A 14,924-nucleotide genomic window follows, 5' to 3' on the forward strand; every position below is an offset into this window, starting at 1 on the left:
CATTGGTTGTGGTAGAATATGGGTAGGTTAATACCCCATTTGAAATATGGGATTTGAATCAAATTAACTTTGAATAACCTCACATTCGCTTGCTGAATTTGAATTTCACTAGTGGATTGGCTATGATAAATATAGAGAAAAGCTACAAGAGGAGAAATGGATAATGACCCCCGAGAATCAAATCGAACAATTTAAGAAGCTTAAGCACGAGATCACCCGGTTTATGTTGATTTATAAATTTGCGCTTGATGAGATGGAGACGAAGATTGAGATCCTCAAACAGGAGTTTCAGTCTCTTCACGATTACAGTCCTATTGAACATACCAAATCGAGAATCAAGTCTCCCGAGAGTATTATGAACAAAATGCTCCGCAAAAATGGAGAATTATCTCTAGATTCTGTGAGAAATTGTATTAAAGACATTGCAGGTCTACGAATTACCTGTTCTTTTATCTCAGATATTTATCATGTAAGTGAAATGCTTCAGAAGCAGGACGACTTAACGGTTCTTGAAGTGAAGGATTATATTAAGAATCCCAAGCCTAACGGTTATCAAAGTTTGCATTTGCTGATTCAGGTACCTGTATTTATGTCAGATCGTCAGGAGTTAGTGTGCGTTGAGGTACAAATTCGTACCATTGCTATGGATTTCTGGGCAAGTCTCGAACATAAAATTTTCTATAAATATAATAAGTCAGTACCAGAGAGTATGACGCGTGAATTGAAAAATGCAGCGGATGCCGCTCATGCACTTGATCTGCAAATGGAGCGACTGCATCGGGACATTAAGGAAATCAAAGACGACGATGAAGATGATGATCTTAGTTCCTTTGAGGAGCTTCGCCGTATAGTGATTCACAATCAGCAATTCACACTTCCAGCTAACTTTATTAAGCTGCTTGGAGACAAATAATCTGATTATATCACCTAGAGTTACCGTTTCAGGTTAACTCTAGGTTTTTTATATTGTAGTTATCATTGCCACGTACAACTAGAATAGAGTATTCTCAACTTGAAAGAGAGACTTGTAATCATTGGCTTCATCAAATTGATATGAAGGAGAATGAAGATGAGTGAGCGTAGACTCCGAACCATTACTGTAAATCAAATTGGATATCCGGTGGGTGGGGAAAAGATTGCAGTGTTTACTGGTGCTGGACATGACTTTCAGGTTGTTGATGTTGATCATGGAAATGTTGTATTCGAAGGGCAGACAGGTGCTCCCAGATTTGATGAGGCAAGCGGAGTAACTGTACATACAGGTAACTTTTCTGAGGTTCATGCAGTGGGCAGATACCGGATTGAGCAAGGTGAGGGGATAGCTTCGGCATCATTTATAATCTCAGATAAACCTTATCACGAGCTTCAACAGGGCTTGCTGAAGGCCTTTTATTATTATCGTTGCGGGGTTGAGTTGACTGAAGAGTATGCTGGAGATTGGAAGCATAAGGCATGTCATACAGCAGAGGGAATTGTATATGGTGAAACGGAGCGTCGGCTAGATTGTTCTGGAGGCTGGCATGATGCAGGTGATTATGGTAAATATAGTGGACCCGGAGCCAAGGCCATCGCCGATCTCTTACTAGCCTATGAGTTATATCCATCTGCTTTTGTAAGCGCTATCCCGATTCCTGAAAGTGGGGGGATAACTCCAGATATATTGCTGGAATGCAAAGTGGAGCTGGATTGGTTATTCAAAATGCAAGACTATAGAACAGGTGGAGTGTATCATAAGCTGACTACGCTGAGCTTTCCAGATTTGGATGTGATGCCAGAGGCTGATACAGCAGATCTATATTTCTCACCGGTGTCAGCAACCGCCACTGGAGATTTTGCTGGAGTCATGGCCATGGCAGCGCGGATATATGAGCCCTTTGACTCAGCCTATGCGAAGAAATGTCTGGATGCCGCAACACTAGCTTGGGAATGGCTTGTTCAACACCCAGATGCGCCAGGGTTTATAAATCCGCCAGAAATTAGCACCGGTGAATATGGAGATGGGAACGACAAGGATGAGCGGTATTGGGCAGCTGCGGAGCTCTATCGTACGACGGGGAAAGAAGAATACCATCAAGCTGTTCTGCAACTGGTGCAGTTGTCTTTTTCAAAATACAGTCTAGGCTGGGCAGATATGGGGGGCTACGGCACACTTGCATATCTATTAAATGGTGAAGATCTAGCAGACCGTGCTTTGTATGCTTCCTTAAGAGAAGGACTTCTAGCTGAAGCTGGACGTTTATCTGAACATAGTAGTGAGGATGGTTATAGGATCTCTTTGAAAGAGGAAGACTATATTTGGGGTAGCAATATGCTAGTAATGAACAACGCTATGCTGCTAGTTGTGGCTGAATATTTTAGTGGAAATTCGAGCTTTGCGGACTGTGCGCTAGATCATTTGCACTATCTGATGGGTCGTAACGTACTGGATATCAGTTATGTTACCGGATTTGGCGATCATCCAGTGATGCATCCGCATCATCGTCCATCTGTTGGTGACCATGTGGTTGATCCTGTGCCGGGTCTTGTATCTGGGGGGCCAGATCGTGGGCTTCATGATGAATATGTAGTAGAACATTTACAAGGAAAACCAGCCGCTCAGTGCTTTGCCGATCATGAACTTAGTTATTCTACGAATGAGGTAACGATCTACTGGAATTCACCTGCGGTGTTCGTTACAGCTCGGTTTAATCAATAAATTAATTAATATATGGGAAAGGCATGTCTCATGGGGGAGATGCCTTTCTCTTTTTTTATGCAGCTAAAATGCTATAATACGAAATGGTATGATATTTTTTCGTTTGGCAATAGGAGGTAAAGCATTGAGCAGTATTTTTGAAATTCAAAGACTTGCAAAATTGAACTGGAAAAGCAGCGAACAAGCTTTGAAATATCTATTCTCTGACATCTCCGCTGAAATATCTGAATCGGACCGAATCGCTCTGATCGGTGCCTCGGGTCAAGGTAAAAGCACACTACTTAGGATAATGGCTCTGCTGGATGCTCCAGATGAAGGGGATATGCTTATCAAGGGAACTTCATTCAAAAATATGGATTCAAGGCTGTGGAGAATGAAAATCGGGTTTGTGGCTCAACAAGCGGTTATGTTGCCTGGCAGTGTGGAGGATAACCTAAGAACCGTCAGCAAGCTGCATGACAGACCATATGACCATAAATTAGTGCAGCGGCTATTGGAACAACTAGGGCTGGAACAATTGGATTTGAGTAAAAAAGCAGCAGATTGCTCTGGCGGTGAAAAGCAGCGGATATCCCTGATTCGGTCATTACTTCTGCGACCTAATGTTCTATTGCTCGATGAAATCACTGCATCACTAGACATTGACAGCACTCAAAGGGTAGAGGATCTACTAGAACAGTGGCATAAAGAAGAAGGGACTTCAATGATTTGGGTGACCCATGACCTTAAGCAGGCTAGCCGAATAAGCACTACTACATGGTTTATGGGGAATGGTAAGCTGGAACAACACTTGAGTGAATCTTTTTTTGCTGAATCTGCGGAAGACTTGGCAAAAAGATTTATTCGACCGTTAGAAGGAGCGTCATTCTTATGAGTTATACTGCACTGAGTTTCACGCTTCTGTTTGTGCTAGGGACGATGTTGGTCTCGGTATGGCAAAAGCTCGGACTAGAAAAAGATATTATTGTAGGCACGATAAGGTCGGCAATTCAATTGCTTGCGGTCGGATATGTATTGCAATTTATTTTTAAAACCGATCAGATGATCTATGTTATTTTGATAATAATCTTCATGATAAGTGTAGCCGCATGGAATGCAGCGAAAAGAGGAAAAGGTCTACGTGGATTAGTCTGGAGAATTGGACTTGCGATCGCTACTATGGAGCTCCTTATGATGGGGATTCTGCTCGGCTTACATATTATTGAGGCGACCCCACAATATATCATTCCCATTAGTGGCATGACCATTGGTAGCGCTATGGTTGTCTCGGGTTTATTCATTAATCATATCAAGCATGAAATACAGCAGAGCAAAGGGGAAATCGAGACCCTGCTGTCACTCGGTGCAACGGTTCCACAAGCGATCCATGAAGTTAGAAAAAGATCTGTGAAATTCAGCATGATCCCTACCATCGACGGAATGAAGACAGTAGGACTTGTCCAGCTTCCAGGTATGATGACGGGTATGATTATAGCAGGCGCTGATCCGGTAATCGCTGTTCGCTACCAGATTCTGATTGTGTTCTCATTCACCGCTTCTGCGGCCATAACAAGTATACTGCTAAGTGTACTGAGCTACCGACTCTTTTTCACGCCTGATCAACGGCTTAAACAATCGGTAGAACGATAATAGATTTCTATTTCTCACAAGCGATTCCGTTATTGTCACGGTCGCTTTTTTTGTTGGCATTTTGGTTACATAAAAGTTAGCGATAACGGGGAATAATTAGAATTCAATTCACATGAGGTGAAAAAGCTTTCTATGAGGTGATTCTGATTAGTAAAAAGAAATTGGCGGCTACCCTGATCGCAGGCGTATTGCTTCTGCCAGGTATCGCAATAGGTGCACCTGATAACGGAACGGTGATTCAGTCTAATGGAAAGCTGCTCTCAGCCATGCCTTTGCCAGCCCCGGAGTCTAAACGAATCATATTACCAACAGCATTTCAAGCGGCTGAGTTATACGGGTTCGGGTTGCAGCACAGGAATGCGTCGATTCAATATTCGATCTTTTCCAAAGAACTCAAAAAGGTTATGTATCCGCAGTTTGTTGAACTGAACTGGGTAACTGGTGTATCCAGCCCATGGATCACAAAGTACGAGGTTACTAAAGAAACAGTAATTAACCAAAATTCAGAGGTCATAGAAATGCGCATAGATTCTGCGACCTCAAATGGTCCGGAACCATCCATGCTACTGACGATCTCACTTGTTAAAGATCATAATAGCTGGGTGATTACCGGAGTGAAGTCGAATCCTTAAATGACATGCGGAGAATTGTAAAAAGAGTAAGCGTAGTAGGGAACATTCCCGTACGCTTGCTCTTTTTTACTGACTGAATGCATTATTCCGCTATTACGCGACTAATCTCTACCCGCCTTGACCATCAATTCCGCCATCATTTTTGGCTCGGTTCGGACAGTGGTCATATGATCACCTTTGCCCTCGATGAAGCGGAAAACGCCCAAATGACTGGATTGAGTCGGGTGAAACCCATATGGACCTTGTGGGATAGCCGTGTCTTCCGTCAGATAAAGATAACTTTTAGGGATTTGGAGACTGTAGAATTTCTTGAGATCCAGCTTTTCAAACAGTGGGGTAGCTGGTTCAGGTGGAGCTTGTTTATAAAAGGCTTGTGCTTGCGCAAGACTGGCAGTGTTGACGAAGGTATCCCGGAAGAGCGGGAAAGGGAGCGTGATGGTGTTATTACCGGAAGCGTCTCTTAGCTGTTCAAAGGATTTAAGTGACTCAGCAGGAAATTGATCTGCCACACTTTGCCCGTCAAGCGGCGCGAAGGCATCAAAGAACACGATCCGTTTGATCCGATCAGGTACTTGCTGGGAAACTGTTTGAATGACTGATCCGCCGAAGCTATGTCCGAGCAGAATAAAATCCTTCAAGTCTTTTTGTTTAATATAGTCGACAACGGACTTTGTGATTTGCTCATGTGTTACATTATTATTCTTATCCGCGCCATGTCCTGCATATTCCGGTGTGTAGACGGTGTGCCCTAACTTACGAAGCTCAGAGGCTGTTTCATCCCAAAAACCTGCAGTAGCCCAAGACCCATGAATCAGAACAAAGGTTAATGGAGTCTGTTTAGTAGAGGATTTGTGGTTAGCGGCTGCAACCGTGGAGTGTTGATTCAAAGGCTGCAACCCCATAATGGTGAAGATAGAGATACATAACGCTAATACTATTTTAATGTGAATCGATTTCATACTTTGCCTCCTGTATAGTGTGAGAATTTAACATTATAGAGGATGCCCCGATTGACAGAGAAAGATGAATTTTTATTGGAGTCAGTGAATCTCCGGCACCTAGGCATAGGCAAACGCATATGTTGTTCTAGGAAATCAAAAATTTACGGGAACAGAAGGGTAGGAATAAACAGTGACTTCATACATGGATTATACGTCCCCTAATACACAATTTACTTTTGATGTGAACACTAATACTCTCTTTAAAAAGGATGCCAACAACTACATTAATTTACTGTCGGTTAAGCAGTTGAACACACTGGAGAATACCTCACTCCTTGATATTTTTCTTAGCAAATCGAATGTGGTGGAGCCTCATTATCATCAAAATGCGGCAGAGCTTGTCTATTGTATCTGCGGTTCAGCAGTAGTGTCTATACTCAATCCGTTTACAAATGAACTTCTTCATTTCCCAATATGTCCAGGTCAAGTGGCGAATGTGCCGCAAGGCTGGTGGCATTATGAAGTAGCTACTGTCGATAATACACATCTGCTTGCCATTTTTGACGCACCTATTCCTGAGGTTATCTTAGGCTCGGATATTTTGAGCAAAACTCCGGCAAATGTATTGGCCCATACTTACTGTTTGAATGAAGCATTGGTAAAGGAAGCGTTAGCTCCTATTAAACCTGGCACCTTTATCGGCCCACCTGCCGACTGCTGTGAGGAAGATAAAGTAAAGGGAGTCAATAATATGGCCCCGAATATGGCTCCTAATATGAATATGCATGCAAATATGAAACCAAATATGCAACCTAACATGCATCCAAACATGCAGCCATATGCTCATATGCAAGCTCAGCCCATTCCTATAGCTTCACAAATGCCTCCAGCGACGCAAGCATTTAATTATCAGCCTTACCCAATGCAAGGATACTACACTCAAGGCTATGAACAGCACTATCGCCAACAGCCTTATGTACAACAACAGCCGAATTATCAATATTCAAATAATCAAGAGTAACAACAAAAAACCTCCTGAGATTAAATCTCCCGGGAGGTTTTCTTGTTAGGGCTTAAGATAAACGGACAAGCACTCTGCCTCGTGTGTTTCCTTGCAGAATATCTTCCAATGCTTGTGGCAGTTCATTCAAGGTTACTTCACGATCTACAAGGTTCTCAAGCTGTGCAGGCTTCAAATCAGTCGCCATCCGTGTCCACACCTTTTCGCGTAGCTCAGCAGGACACTCTACGGAATCAATACCGAGCAGGTTAACCCCCCGAAGAATAAAGGGAAGGACGGTAGTTGGAACAGAAGTGCCACCGGTCAGGCCGCTTGCAGCAACAGAACCTCTGTAGGAGATTTTACTCAAAATCGACGCAAGTGAGTTTCCGCCAACGGAATCTACAGCACCTTGCCATAGTTGCTTTTCTAATGGTTTGCTAGATCCGCCCGTAACCTCTTCGCGTGAAATGACTTCTTCCGCGCCAAGAGTTTTCAAATATTCGTTAGCTTCTGTATTACCTGTGCTGGCCACTACGCTATAGCCTTTTGTGCTTAGCATAGCGATAGCCGATCCACCCACACCACCGGTCGCTCCCGTTACGAGTACTTTGCCTTTGTCTGGTGCTAAGTCATTGTCTTCCAGAGCTTGAATGGACAAGGCTGCAGTTAGTCCAGCTGTACCATAAATCATAGCTTCTCTTAGTGTAAGTCCTTCCGGAAGTGGGGTGATCCAAGCGGCAGGAATTCGTGTATATTCGCTATATCCTCCAAAGTGAGATACACCCATACCATACCCTGTAGCGATAACTTGTTGTCCTTCATGAAACCGCTCGTCTGTAGAAGACACCACAGTACCGGATAAGTCGATGCCTGGAATAAAAGGGTATGATCTTACAATTTTTCCGTTAGGGATACTGGCTAATCCGTCTTTATAATTCACACTGGAGTATGCAACCTTAATTACAACTTCTCCTGCGGGTAGTTCTTCTAAGGCAACCGGCTTAACAGCGACGGAGAATAATGATTCTGTTTTGTCGACAACTAATGCTTGAAATGATTCTGTCATAAGTGTAAGCTCCTTCAACTACGTTATAGGTAAGACATGTATATAATATTTATTCTGATCAGTCAACTCGTCATTGTCTATGATATAACGCAAGTTAGACGTAGTGTAGGACTCTTTGGTTGTGTATTGTAACATTATAATCGAACTATCCATGTTATTTGTACAGTGGACGTGTTAAGTTCAGACTGCTGGTATACAACTTGTTTTTAAGGGAGAATTGTTGAAATGTCTATTATAAAGTTAATTCGTGAACATGAGATCGAACCGTATTTGGAACTCTTAGCTGAGGTTGAACATATCCATCTGGATAGAAACAATCCTAACCATGAGCAGTGGCTGAGACGTCGCATACAATCACATTTTCAGCGGGGGGCGTTGTTTTATGCCTATCATGAGAATGAACAAGACGATGCTTTTGGTATTGTTGCCGTTCTGCATGAGGAGGCACCGATTGGCATTCCCGCGCTTGGAGCAAGAGCCGAAGTCCTAGATATTGGAGTATGTAAAGATCATCGCAGAAAAGGAATAGGAGGTATTTTACTACAGCATGTAGAAGAAGTTGTTAAGAGCAGGGGAGCTTACTGTTTACTTATGCTGACCTATGCAGAAGATTATGATGTGATTGCTTTTTACGGTAAAAACGGCTTTGTGCCCGTCGCTACAATCCCTGATGTATTTGGTCCGGGTGCCGAAGGGAATACTATCTTAAGAAAAATACTAAGGTGATCTATTCAATAGGAAGAAAGTTTGTTTAAATGGTATAGTATAGTGTATTTGAAATCTTAGGGTTGAAGAAAGAGAGGCTAATTCATGGCTATTGCAACAACGATGATTGTCAGGCTCGAAATTCGGAAATCGGTTGCTTCTTTTGGTGATGTTGCTTCAGGAATTGCCACTGCAGGTGGAGATATCGTTGCTATTGACGTGATTCGTGCAGGTAAGGATGTAACAACTCGAGATATAACAATAAACGTGCAAGATGCCTCGAATGGAGAAATGATGTCTATACTATCGAAGATGCCAGGAGTCAAAGTAATTAATGTATCAGATCGAACTTTTCTAGCTCATCTTGGCGGAAAAATTGAAATCACACCTAAAATGCCTATCAAAAATCGGGAGGATTTATCACTGGTGTATACACCGGGAGTTGCCCGAGTGTGTACGGCGATTGCCGAAGATCCGAACAAAGCCTATTCTTTGACGATGAAGCGGAATACAGTAGCCGTCGTTACAGACGGAACGGCTGTGCTTGGACTAGGGGATATTGGACCGGAAGCGGCTATGCCTGTTATGGAAGGTAAGGCTATGCTGTTTAAGCAATTAGCGAACATCGATGCTTTTCCACTCTGCTTAAATACTAAAGATTCAGATGAAATCATTAATATCGTTAAAGCAGTATCTCCTGGATTTGGGGGAATCAACTTAGAAGATATCAGTTCTCCGCGCTGTTTCGAGATTGAACGTCGGCTTGCCGAAGAGCTGGATATTCCGGTATTTCATGATGATCAGCACGGTACATCTGTTGTAGTTTTGGCAGGTCTTTTGAATGCGCTTAAAGTAGTAAATAAATCTATCGAAGATGTTCGAATTGTCGTTGTGGGTATAGGTGCAGCTGGTGTGTCCATCTGTAATATGCTTCTGGCGGCAGGAGCTCGCAAAATCTACGCGGTAGATCGTGAAGGTGTTCTTAGAAAAGATCTTCAGTATGATAATCAGGAATGGCGGAAGCTTGCTGATGCAACTAACCCGGAAGGTATTGAAGGTGGACTGACGGAGGTTATGCAGGGAGCAGATGTCTTTATTGGGGTGTCACGTGGTGGGATTCTATCCGTCGATCATCTCAAGAGTATGGCCAGCGATAACATTGTGTTTGCAATGGCTAATCCGACACCGGAGATTGAACCAGATTTGGCCGAGCCTTTTGTTCGCGTATTAGCGACAGGTAGAAGTGACTATCCGAATCAGATCAACAATGTGCTGTGTTTTCCGGGTATCTTCCGTGGCGCACTGGATTGCAGAGCAAAAACAGTGAACCTTGAAATGAAGCTAGCCGCGGCAAAAGCGATTGCTTCAGTCGTTCATCCGGATGAGGTTAATGAGCAATACGTAATCCCAAGTATTTTTAACGAAAAAGTGGTAGAGTTAGTGCGTCTGGCAGTGATCCATGCAGCTATTGCAACGGATGTAGCCCGCCGGATCCCTAAGGATATTGATAAGGATATGGAATAAAAGCGATACTATAAATGGACTGCTCTGCTTAGTGAGAGAGCAGTCTATTTTTTTATAGATTGACACATAACTGAGAGGCGTATCATAATTAGGGCTAAAAGTATTTATTCCCATTTTAGTAAAGTGGCTGATATAATTACAATAATGTATGAGATGTAGAAAGGGCATCCAAGTGGGTGCCCTTAAATTTTGCCTCTAGAGAGGGTAGTATCCAAAAAAGGGTTAAATTAATATAGAAGTGGTGAATTCATGAAAGAGTTTTACAGTCAGGTGAATCGAAAAATCTATTACATTGTAATGTTATTAAACATTACCCTTATGATATCTGGATTAATACTGTCTACAACAGAGTTGAAAGGGATTAATTTTGGATACATTGTACAATTTTTGTGCGTGATGATTCTATCCATTAGTTTATGGATCTATCCTAAGTATGAGACATATACCTTTAGAAAGATCATCATTCTTTTTGGATTTGCTTACTTCTATACGCTTTTCTTTTTATATCCTCAAACTTGGACCACCTATATTTTGATTTGCCTTATTCCTGCACTTTCTATTCTATTTTTTGATTTAAAATTGTTCTACTTTTCCTTTATTATAAATGGGATATTGATGGTAATTACTTTTAGTTATGTCATCTTTATTGATAAAGGTGAATTATATACTTATTTACATCATGACATTATAGGCAACATTATAAATATAATAGCTGTTCAAGCATTATTATTTTTCATTTTCCATTTATCATTTAAACGGATGAAAAAGCAGCAACTGTATTATGAACAATTACAGCAATCCGAGCGGTTAAAGATGGTAGGACAATTAACAGCTGCTGTTGCACATGAAATACGAAATCCTATAACCGTGGTTAGAGGTTTTTTGCAATTGTTCAAAGAGGACGATTCATTTGATGATTCTAAAAAAAGTAAGTTCAACTTAATGATTGATGAATTAAACACAGTAGAACAGATTATCTCTCAATTTCTTACCCTATCCAAACCGAATGGAGATCAAAGACTAGAGAAAGTAGATGTGAAGGATGTCCTTCAAAGTGTTACGGGTCTGCTTCATTCCTATGCCATGCTATCTGATAACCAAATCGATATAAAGGTAGAGGAAGATTGTTTTATTTCCATTAATAAAATTGAGTTTAAGCAGTTACTCATTAATATTATAAAAAATGCGCTGGAAGCCTCAGATGTAGGGAAATCCGTCTCAGTCATAGCAAATAGAAATAATAATTTTATCGAGATCATGATCACCGATGAAGGAAGTGGGATGTCCGAGGCTGAGGTTAAGTCGCTGGGCACGCCTTTTTATTCATTAAAAAGTAATGGAACCGGTTTAGGGTTAATGATTTGCTTTAATATTGTAGAAAAATATGGTGGGGAAATTTATTATAATAGCTCTGAAGGTAAGGGGACAACAGTTACTATTCGCTTTTTATCAGAATCGGGAGGGATCTATAATGATTAAGAAGCTATCCGCACTGATGCTGTCTGGAATAATCATAGTTCTTCTTGCTGCCTGCAATACAACTACCTATAAACACAATTACACATTTACAGGTGAAGGAAAAGTATGGTCGGCTGAATATGTTCAAAAGGCAACAGAGAAAATTACCGATAAAAAGGGAGAAAGAATAGACTATAAAACGCAGCAGCAATCTGCCTTTGAACTTAAGTACAAAGGGGAACAATCAGAACTGGATAAGATTCAAGACTTTAAATATAGTTATGAGGGAACAACAGGACAAAGCAGGACAACCTTAACGGACACAAAGGGAGTAAGAAGAGGTGATTTGAAGTCTCAAAGTTCTAAGAGCAGTTATGAACACGAGGACTCGATTATTAAGGTTGTTGTAGAGTGGGATGGGCAGAAGGATGAATTTGAACTGAAGGTTCGTAAATAGTGGAGCATGTATGAAAAAGATTCTTAAAATAAAGAAAGCAGGTTGAACATTCATGGTCGTTATTAAAGAAATAGAATTGGAGTCTCTCCATAAACTTGGTGATCTATATCAGGAGCTGATGGATCAACCATCGGATCTTAATAAACTAAAAGAAGTATTTAAAGTAATTAAGGCAGATCGTCGGTACATATTATTGGGCGCTTTTGTGGACGGGGAGTTGATGGGGTCTTTGATGGGGATTGTCTGTCATGACCTGGTAGGAGATTGCAAACCGTTTATGGTAATTGAGAATGTAGTAGTTTCATCGCGGGCCCGTCGTCAAGGTGTGGGTAAAAAACTAATGCTTGCCATTGAAGAAATGGCTCACGAGAGAGACTGCTTTTATATCATTTTAGTCTCTGGAGAGAAGCGTAAGGAAGCGCATATTTTTTATGAATCGTTAGGGTATAGAGATGAGAAGGTGGAAGGGTACCGGAAACATCTAAGTTCCCATTAAAAGGAGGCCTTGATCTGCAAACATTCTTTCAATATAACTGGGTAGTTCGTGAACAATGGTACGAGTGGTGTGAGAGTATTTCTGAAGAAGAGCTACTTGGGGCACGTACTGGTGGTGTAGGCAGCATATTGAAGACTCTGTTTCATATTGTTGATGTGGAGTGGAGCTGGATTCAAGTGTTGCAAGGTAAACCGGATTTTCAGGAGGATTTCGAACATTACAAGTCTTTGCAGCAGGTAAGAGAACTAGATGCGAAATTCCGGCCCGATGTAGAGCCCTTTGTACTTTCTTGGCATGCGGGTTTGGAGCGGAATATTTTTGAGGATCACCTGGCGGATGGCCGGATCGTGACGGATACTTGGGGTGAAGTGATGCGCCATGTGATCGCTCATGAAATTCATCATGTCGGACAGTTGTCCGTTTGGGCAAGGGAAATCGGGAAGGATCCAGTTTCTGCCAATTTGATTGGAAAAGGGCTCCGATGATTCGGGAATCGACTGGACATTGCTTATATCATGAAGTGCTGTCGCTGGAAAGCAGCGGCGGGAACCACAAATGACGAAGATCAACCCAGCCCTGACTATTGAAGCTAACTCCTCGAACCGAGGGGAGATAAGCAGTTTGGGTGGGTTTTTCATACAAGATGTGCAGATGATGTTCCTCAAGAAGACGGTTCTCGATCATACTAAAGCTCTCGGATCTAGCCTCAGGGTTAGGTTCTCGTGCAATGGTATAGAGCCAGCCTTCAATATCCGCACGAGTATGCGGTTCTATATGCTGGGAAAGCGTGAGATATAGATCAAATAAACGAAGCTGTTCATCCTCGTCACGAAATAATGAAAAAACAATCAGGTCGGCCTCCAGTCGAATCGGGCCCTTGAACTCCTCTGGAGACACGGAAACAACTGTACACGGATAACCTTGACGCTCTAGTTTAGCAGCAATACATTCAGCATCGTTAGCATATTGCGGAATGGTGGTTATTTGCAAGGTGACCTCATAGTCTTCCATTGACTTATGCGTTACAGACGCTGACTCTTCTTTTAAACAGGATACGATCTTTGCCCGAATAAGGGGGTCGCTAAGCGGTCCTTTTTTTTGTGTGTTGCAGGTAACAAATTTACGGATGTAGGACTCTGAATGAATCCGACTCCAAGAAGAAGAATTGTTGGATGAAGGATTCTGAATCACATGAAAAGCCGAGCCAGTATCTGAGGAATCGGACGCAGTATCCCACGGAACATACATTATTTCGACTCGATCTAAATGAGCTCTTCCTAGAAAATAATAAGGAAAAACCTCCAGCACACAAGTGTCCTCATTCATGTCCACAACCTTAAATGGTCCTGTCCCCACAGGTCTGCGGCCAAAGCTAGGTTCGTCCATTCCTTCTAAATCACGCGGAACAATTGCCGCTCTACTCGTACACAAGAAAGGGAGGAATAGCTCATTGGGCTGTTTAAGTGTAATTTGAACGGTGGATGGGTTTAGTGCGGTAACTTGCTGGATTTCTTTGAAAATATAGCTATAGAGTGTCCGCTTTGAGGTTTGTATCAGCCGTCCCAAGGAATAGACTACATCTTTTGCCGTCAGTACTTTTCCATGATGGAACAGCACTTCTTTGCGAAGAAAAAAAGTCCAAATCGTACGGCTCTCATCCACTTCCCAGGCATGAGCTAGACTAGGCACAATCTTATCCCGTTCCCCGCTGCGTCTCACTAATCCGTCGAAGACATGACTGGAAACAAAAGACTCTGCCAATAGATTCATATGAAGCGGGTCGAAGGTATGTAGCTGCTGGGTTATGGGAAGCCGCAGGGTATCAATCTGTTTGTCACTACGGATTTCGGAATGATGACCAAAATAGGTCAGCAGCCAGCCTTGTAAAGTATCCTGCAGCGAGGAAGAGCTGGCATGGGTTTTGATGCCATCAATAGCTTTGTGAACATCTTTACGGCTGATAGCCTGCATCATGGATTGAAGCGCAATTTCTTCGGAAGGGACAAGGAACTGTAATAAGGAACGACTTCCACGTCCGCGCTTCGGCGTCCATTGGACCCATTCCAGCTGCATCATTTTATTCACAATATGCATGGCATTGCGGTGTGTACATCCGAAGGTCAAGGCTAGCTCATCCATCGTAACTGAGATTTCTGTGACTCCCCCAAACTGCGAGTGCAGCTTTAAATATTGGCTATGCAGCTTCATGGTTTAAGTCCCTTTCAGAAAATAGGAAATTATTAAAAAATTCTTTCTCTTTTTTTTCTTATTTTATCACTTAGAATAAGGATAAGAAAGTAAGAATATGGGGGTGTTTA

15 protein-coding genes and 1 pseudogene are annotated in these 14,924 nt (G+C 42.2%); 12 read left to right on the forward strand and 4 right to left on the reverse strand.

All coding sequences use genetic code 11. The features are described 5' to 3' along the window. Positions 1 to 163 precede the first annotated feature (163 nt). The 4 genes from NYE25_RS01340 to NYE25_RS01355 all read left to right on the forward strand — a co-directional run bounded on the left by NYE25_RS01340 (position 164) and on the right by NYE25_RS01355 (position 4,324). The gene (locus tag NYE25_RS01340; RefSeq protein WP_042187155.1) at positions 164 to 913 is read left to right on the forward strand and encodes a GTP pyrophosphokinase; all 750 of its coding nucleotides are present in this window, start codon (positions 164 to 166) and stop codon (positions 911 to 913) included. A gap of 156 nt (positions 914 to 1,069) precedes the next feature. After that, positions 1,070 to 2,695 (forward strand): glycoside hydrolase family 9 protein, encoded by a 1,626-nt coding sequence (locus NYE25_RS01345; protein WP_341144919.1) that lies wholly within the window; start codon positions 1,070 to 1,072, stop codon positions 2,693 to 2,695. 124 nt (positions 2,696 to 2,819) lie between these two features. Next, a complete protein-coding gene (locus NYE25_RS01350) occupies positions 2,820 to 3,569 on the forward strand; it encodes an ABC transporter ATP-binding protein (protein ID WP_341144920.1) in 750 nt (249 codons plus the stop codon). Beyond that, entirely contained in the window at positions 3,566 to 4,324 is a 759-nt protein-coding gene (locus NYE25_RS01355) for an ABC transporter permease (protein WP_042187159.1), read from the forward strand. Before NYE25_RS01350 ends, NYE25_RS01355 begins: the two co-directional genes overlap by 4 nt. Before the next feature lie 7 nt (positions 4,325 to 4,331). Here NYE25_RS01355 and NYE25_RS31235 read toward each other — a convergent pair. Beyond that, a pseudogene (locus tag NYE25_RS31235) lies at positions 4,332 to 4,379 on the reverse strand (excalibur calcium-binding domain-containing protein); the annotation flags it as partial. Between the two features lie 82 nt (positions 4,380 to 4,461). Between NYE25_RS31235 and NYE25_RS01360 the strand changes: the two are divergent. Further along, on the forward strand, positions 4,462 to 4,956 hold the full coding sequence (locus NYE25_RS01360; protein ID WP_341144921.1) for a hypothetical protein: 495 nt from the start codon (positions 4,462 to 4,464) through the stop codon (positions 4,954 to 4,956). 101 nt (positions 4,957 to 5,057) lie between these two features. Here the strand turns inward: NYE25_RS01360 and NYE25_RS01365 are convergent, their stop codons facing one another. Then, entirely contained in the window at positions 5,058 to 5,915 is an 858-nt protein-coding gene (locus NYE25_RS01365) for an alpha/beta hydrolase (RefSeq protein ID WP_076283022.1), read from the reverse strand. Positions 5,916 to 6,099: 184 nt separating this feature from the next. Here NYE25_RS01365 and NYE25_RS01370 point away from each other — a divergent pair, with 184 nt between their 5' ends. Then, complete coding sequence (locus NYE25_RS01370) at positions 6,100 to 6,918, forward strand: cupin domain-containing protein (RefSeq protein WP_339270475.1); 819 nt, start codon at positions 6,100 to 6,102, stop codon at positions 6,916 to 6,918. Between the two features lie 52 nt (positions 6,919 to 6,970). On the opposite strand, the gene NYE25_RS01375 is transcribed toward NYE25_RS01370, so the two are convergent. Beyond that, entirely contained in the window at positions 6,971 to 7,966 is a 996-nt protein-coding gene (locus NYE25_RS01375) for an acrylyl-CoA reductase family protein (protein ID WP_341125528.1), read from the reverse strand. Between the two features lie 225 nt (positions 7,967 to 8,191). On the opposite strand from NYE25_RS01375, the gene NYE25_RS01380 reads away from it, so the two are divergent. The 6 genes from NYE25_RS01380 to NYE25_RS01405 all read left to right on the forward strand — a co-directional run bounded on the left by NYE25_RS01380 (position 8,192) and on the right by NYE25_RS01405 (position 13,091). Then, positions 8,192 to 8,692, forward strand: coding sequence for a GNAT family N-acetyltransferase (locus NYE25_RS01380; RefSeq protein ID WP_076283019.1), 501 nt, complete (start codon positions 8,192 to 8,194; stop codon positions 8,690 to 8,692). A gap of 84 nt (positions 8,693 to 8,776) precedes the next feature. After that, the gene (locus NYE25_RS01385; protein WP_341144922.1) at positions 8,777 to 10,195 is read left to right on the forward strand and encodes an NAD-dependent malic enzyme; all 1,419 of its coding nucleotides are present in this window, start codon (positions 8,777 to 8,779) and stop codon (positions 10,193 to 10,195) included. Between the two features lie 249 nt (positions 10,196 to 10,444). Then, positions 10,445 to 11,674, forward strand: coding sequence for a HAMP domain-containing sensor histidine kinase (locus NYE25_RS01390; RefSeq protein ID WP_341144923.1), 1,230 nt, complete (start codon positions 10,445 to 10,447; stop codon positions 11,672 to 11,674). Continuing rightward, entirely contained in the window at positions 11,667 to 12,110 is a 444-nt protein-coding gene (locus tag NYE25_RS01395) for a hypothetical protein (RefSeq protein ID WP_341144924.1), read from the forward strand. The genes NYE25_RS01390 and NYE25_RS01395 overlap by 8 nt, the downstream gene beginning before the upstream one ends. Positions 12,111 to 12,162: 52 nt before the next feature. After that, a complete protein-coding gene (locus NYE25_RS01400; RefSeq protein ID WP_341144925.1) occupies positions 12,163 to 12,606 on the forward strand; it encodes a GNAT family N-acetyltransferase in 444 nt (147 codons plus the stop codon). A gap of 14 nt (positions 12,607 to 12,620) precedes the next feature. Continuing rightward, on the forward strand, positions 12,621 to 13,091 hold the full coding sequence (locus tag NYE25_RS01405; protein ID WP_341147662.1) for a DinB family protein: 471 nt from the start codon (positions 12,621 to 12,623) through the stop codon (positions 13,089 to 13,091). 28 nt (positions 13,092 to 13,119) lie between these two features. On the opposite strand, the gene NYE25_RS01410 is transcribed toward NYE25_RS01405, so the two are convergent. Beyond that, a complete protein-coding gene (locus NYE25_RS01410; protein WP_341144926.1) occupies positions 13,120 to 14,814 on the reverse strand; it encodes an ABC transporter substrate-binding protein in 1,695 nt (564 codons plus the stop codon). Positions 14,815 to 14,924 lie beyond the last annotated feature (110 nt).

The organism is Paenibacillus sp. FSL E2-8871, from assembly GCF_038000345.1.
In the GTDB taxonomy this organism is placed as follows: domain Bacteria; phylum Bacillota; class Bacilli; order Paenibacillales; family Paenibacillaceae; genus Paenibacillus_AQ.

Excerpts from the sequence above, each read along its gene's own strand:
- NYE25_RS01340 (WP_042187155.1), top strand. The coding sequence starts at position 164 with ATGACCCCCGAGAATCAAATCGAACAATTTAAGAAGCTTAAGCACGAG.
- NYE25_RS01345 (WP_341144919.1), top strand. The coding sequence starts at position 1,070 with ATGAGTGAGCGTAGACTCCGAACCATTACTGTAAATCAAATTGGATAT.
- NYE25_RS01355 (WP_042187159.1), top strand. The coding sequence starts at position 3,566 with ATGAGTTATACTGCACTGAGTTTCACGCTTCTGTTTGTGCTAGGGACG.
- NYE25_RS01365 (WP_076283022.1), bottom strand. The coding sequence starts at position 5,915 with ATGAAATCGATTCACATTAAAATAGTATTAGCGTTATGTATCTCTATC.
- NYE25_RS01370 (WP_339270475.1), top strand. The coding sequence starts at position 6,100 with ATGGATTATACGTCCCCTAATACACAATTTACTTTTGATGTGAACACT.
- NYE25_RS01375 (WP_341125528.1), bottom strand. The coding sequence starts at position 7,966 with ATGACAGAATCATTTCAAGCATTAGTTGTCGACAAAACAGAATCATTA.
- NYE25_RS01380 (WP_076283019.1), top strand. The coding sequence starts at position 8,192 with ATGTCTATTATAAAGTTAATTCGTGAACATGAGATCGAACCGTATTTG.
- NYE25_RS01385 (WP_341144922.1), top strand. The coding sequence starts at position 8,777 with ATGGCTATTGCAACAACGATGATTGTCAGGCTCGAAATTCGGAAATCG.
- NYE25_RS01390 (WP_341144923.1), top strand. The coding sequence starts at position 10,445 with ATGAAAGAGTTTTACAGTCAGGTGAATCGAAAAATCTATTACATTGTA.
- NYE25_RS01395 (WP_341144924.1), top strand. The coding sequence starts at position 11,667 with ATGATTAAGAAGCTATCCGCACTGATGCTGTCTGGAATAATCATAGTT.
- NYE25_RS01400 (WP_341144925.1), top strand. The coding sequence starts at position 12,163 with ATGGTCGTTATTAAAGAAATAGAATTGGAGTCTCTCCATAAACTTGGT.
- NYE25_RS01410 (WP_341144926.1), bottom strand. The coding sequence starts at position 14,814 with ATGAAGCTGCATAGCCAATATTTAAAGCTGCACTCGCAGTTTGGGGGA.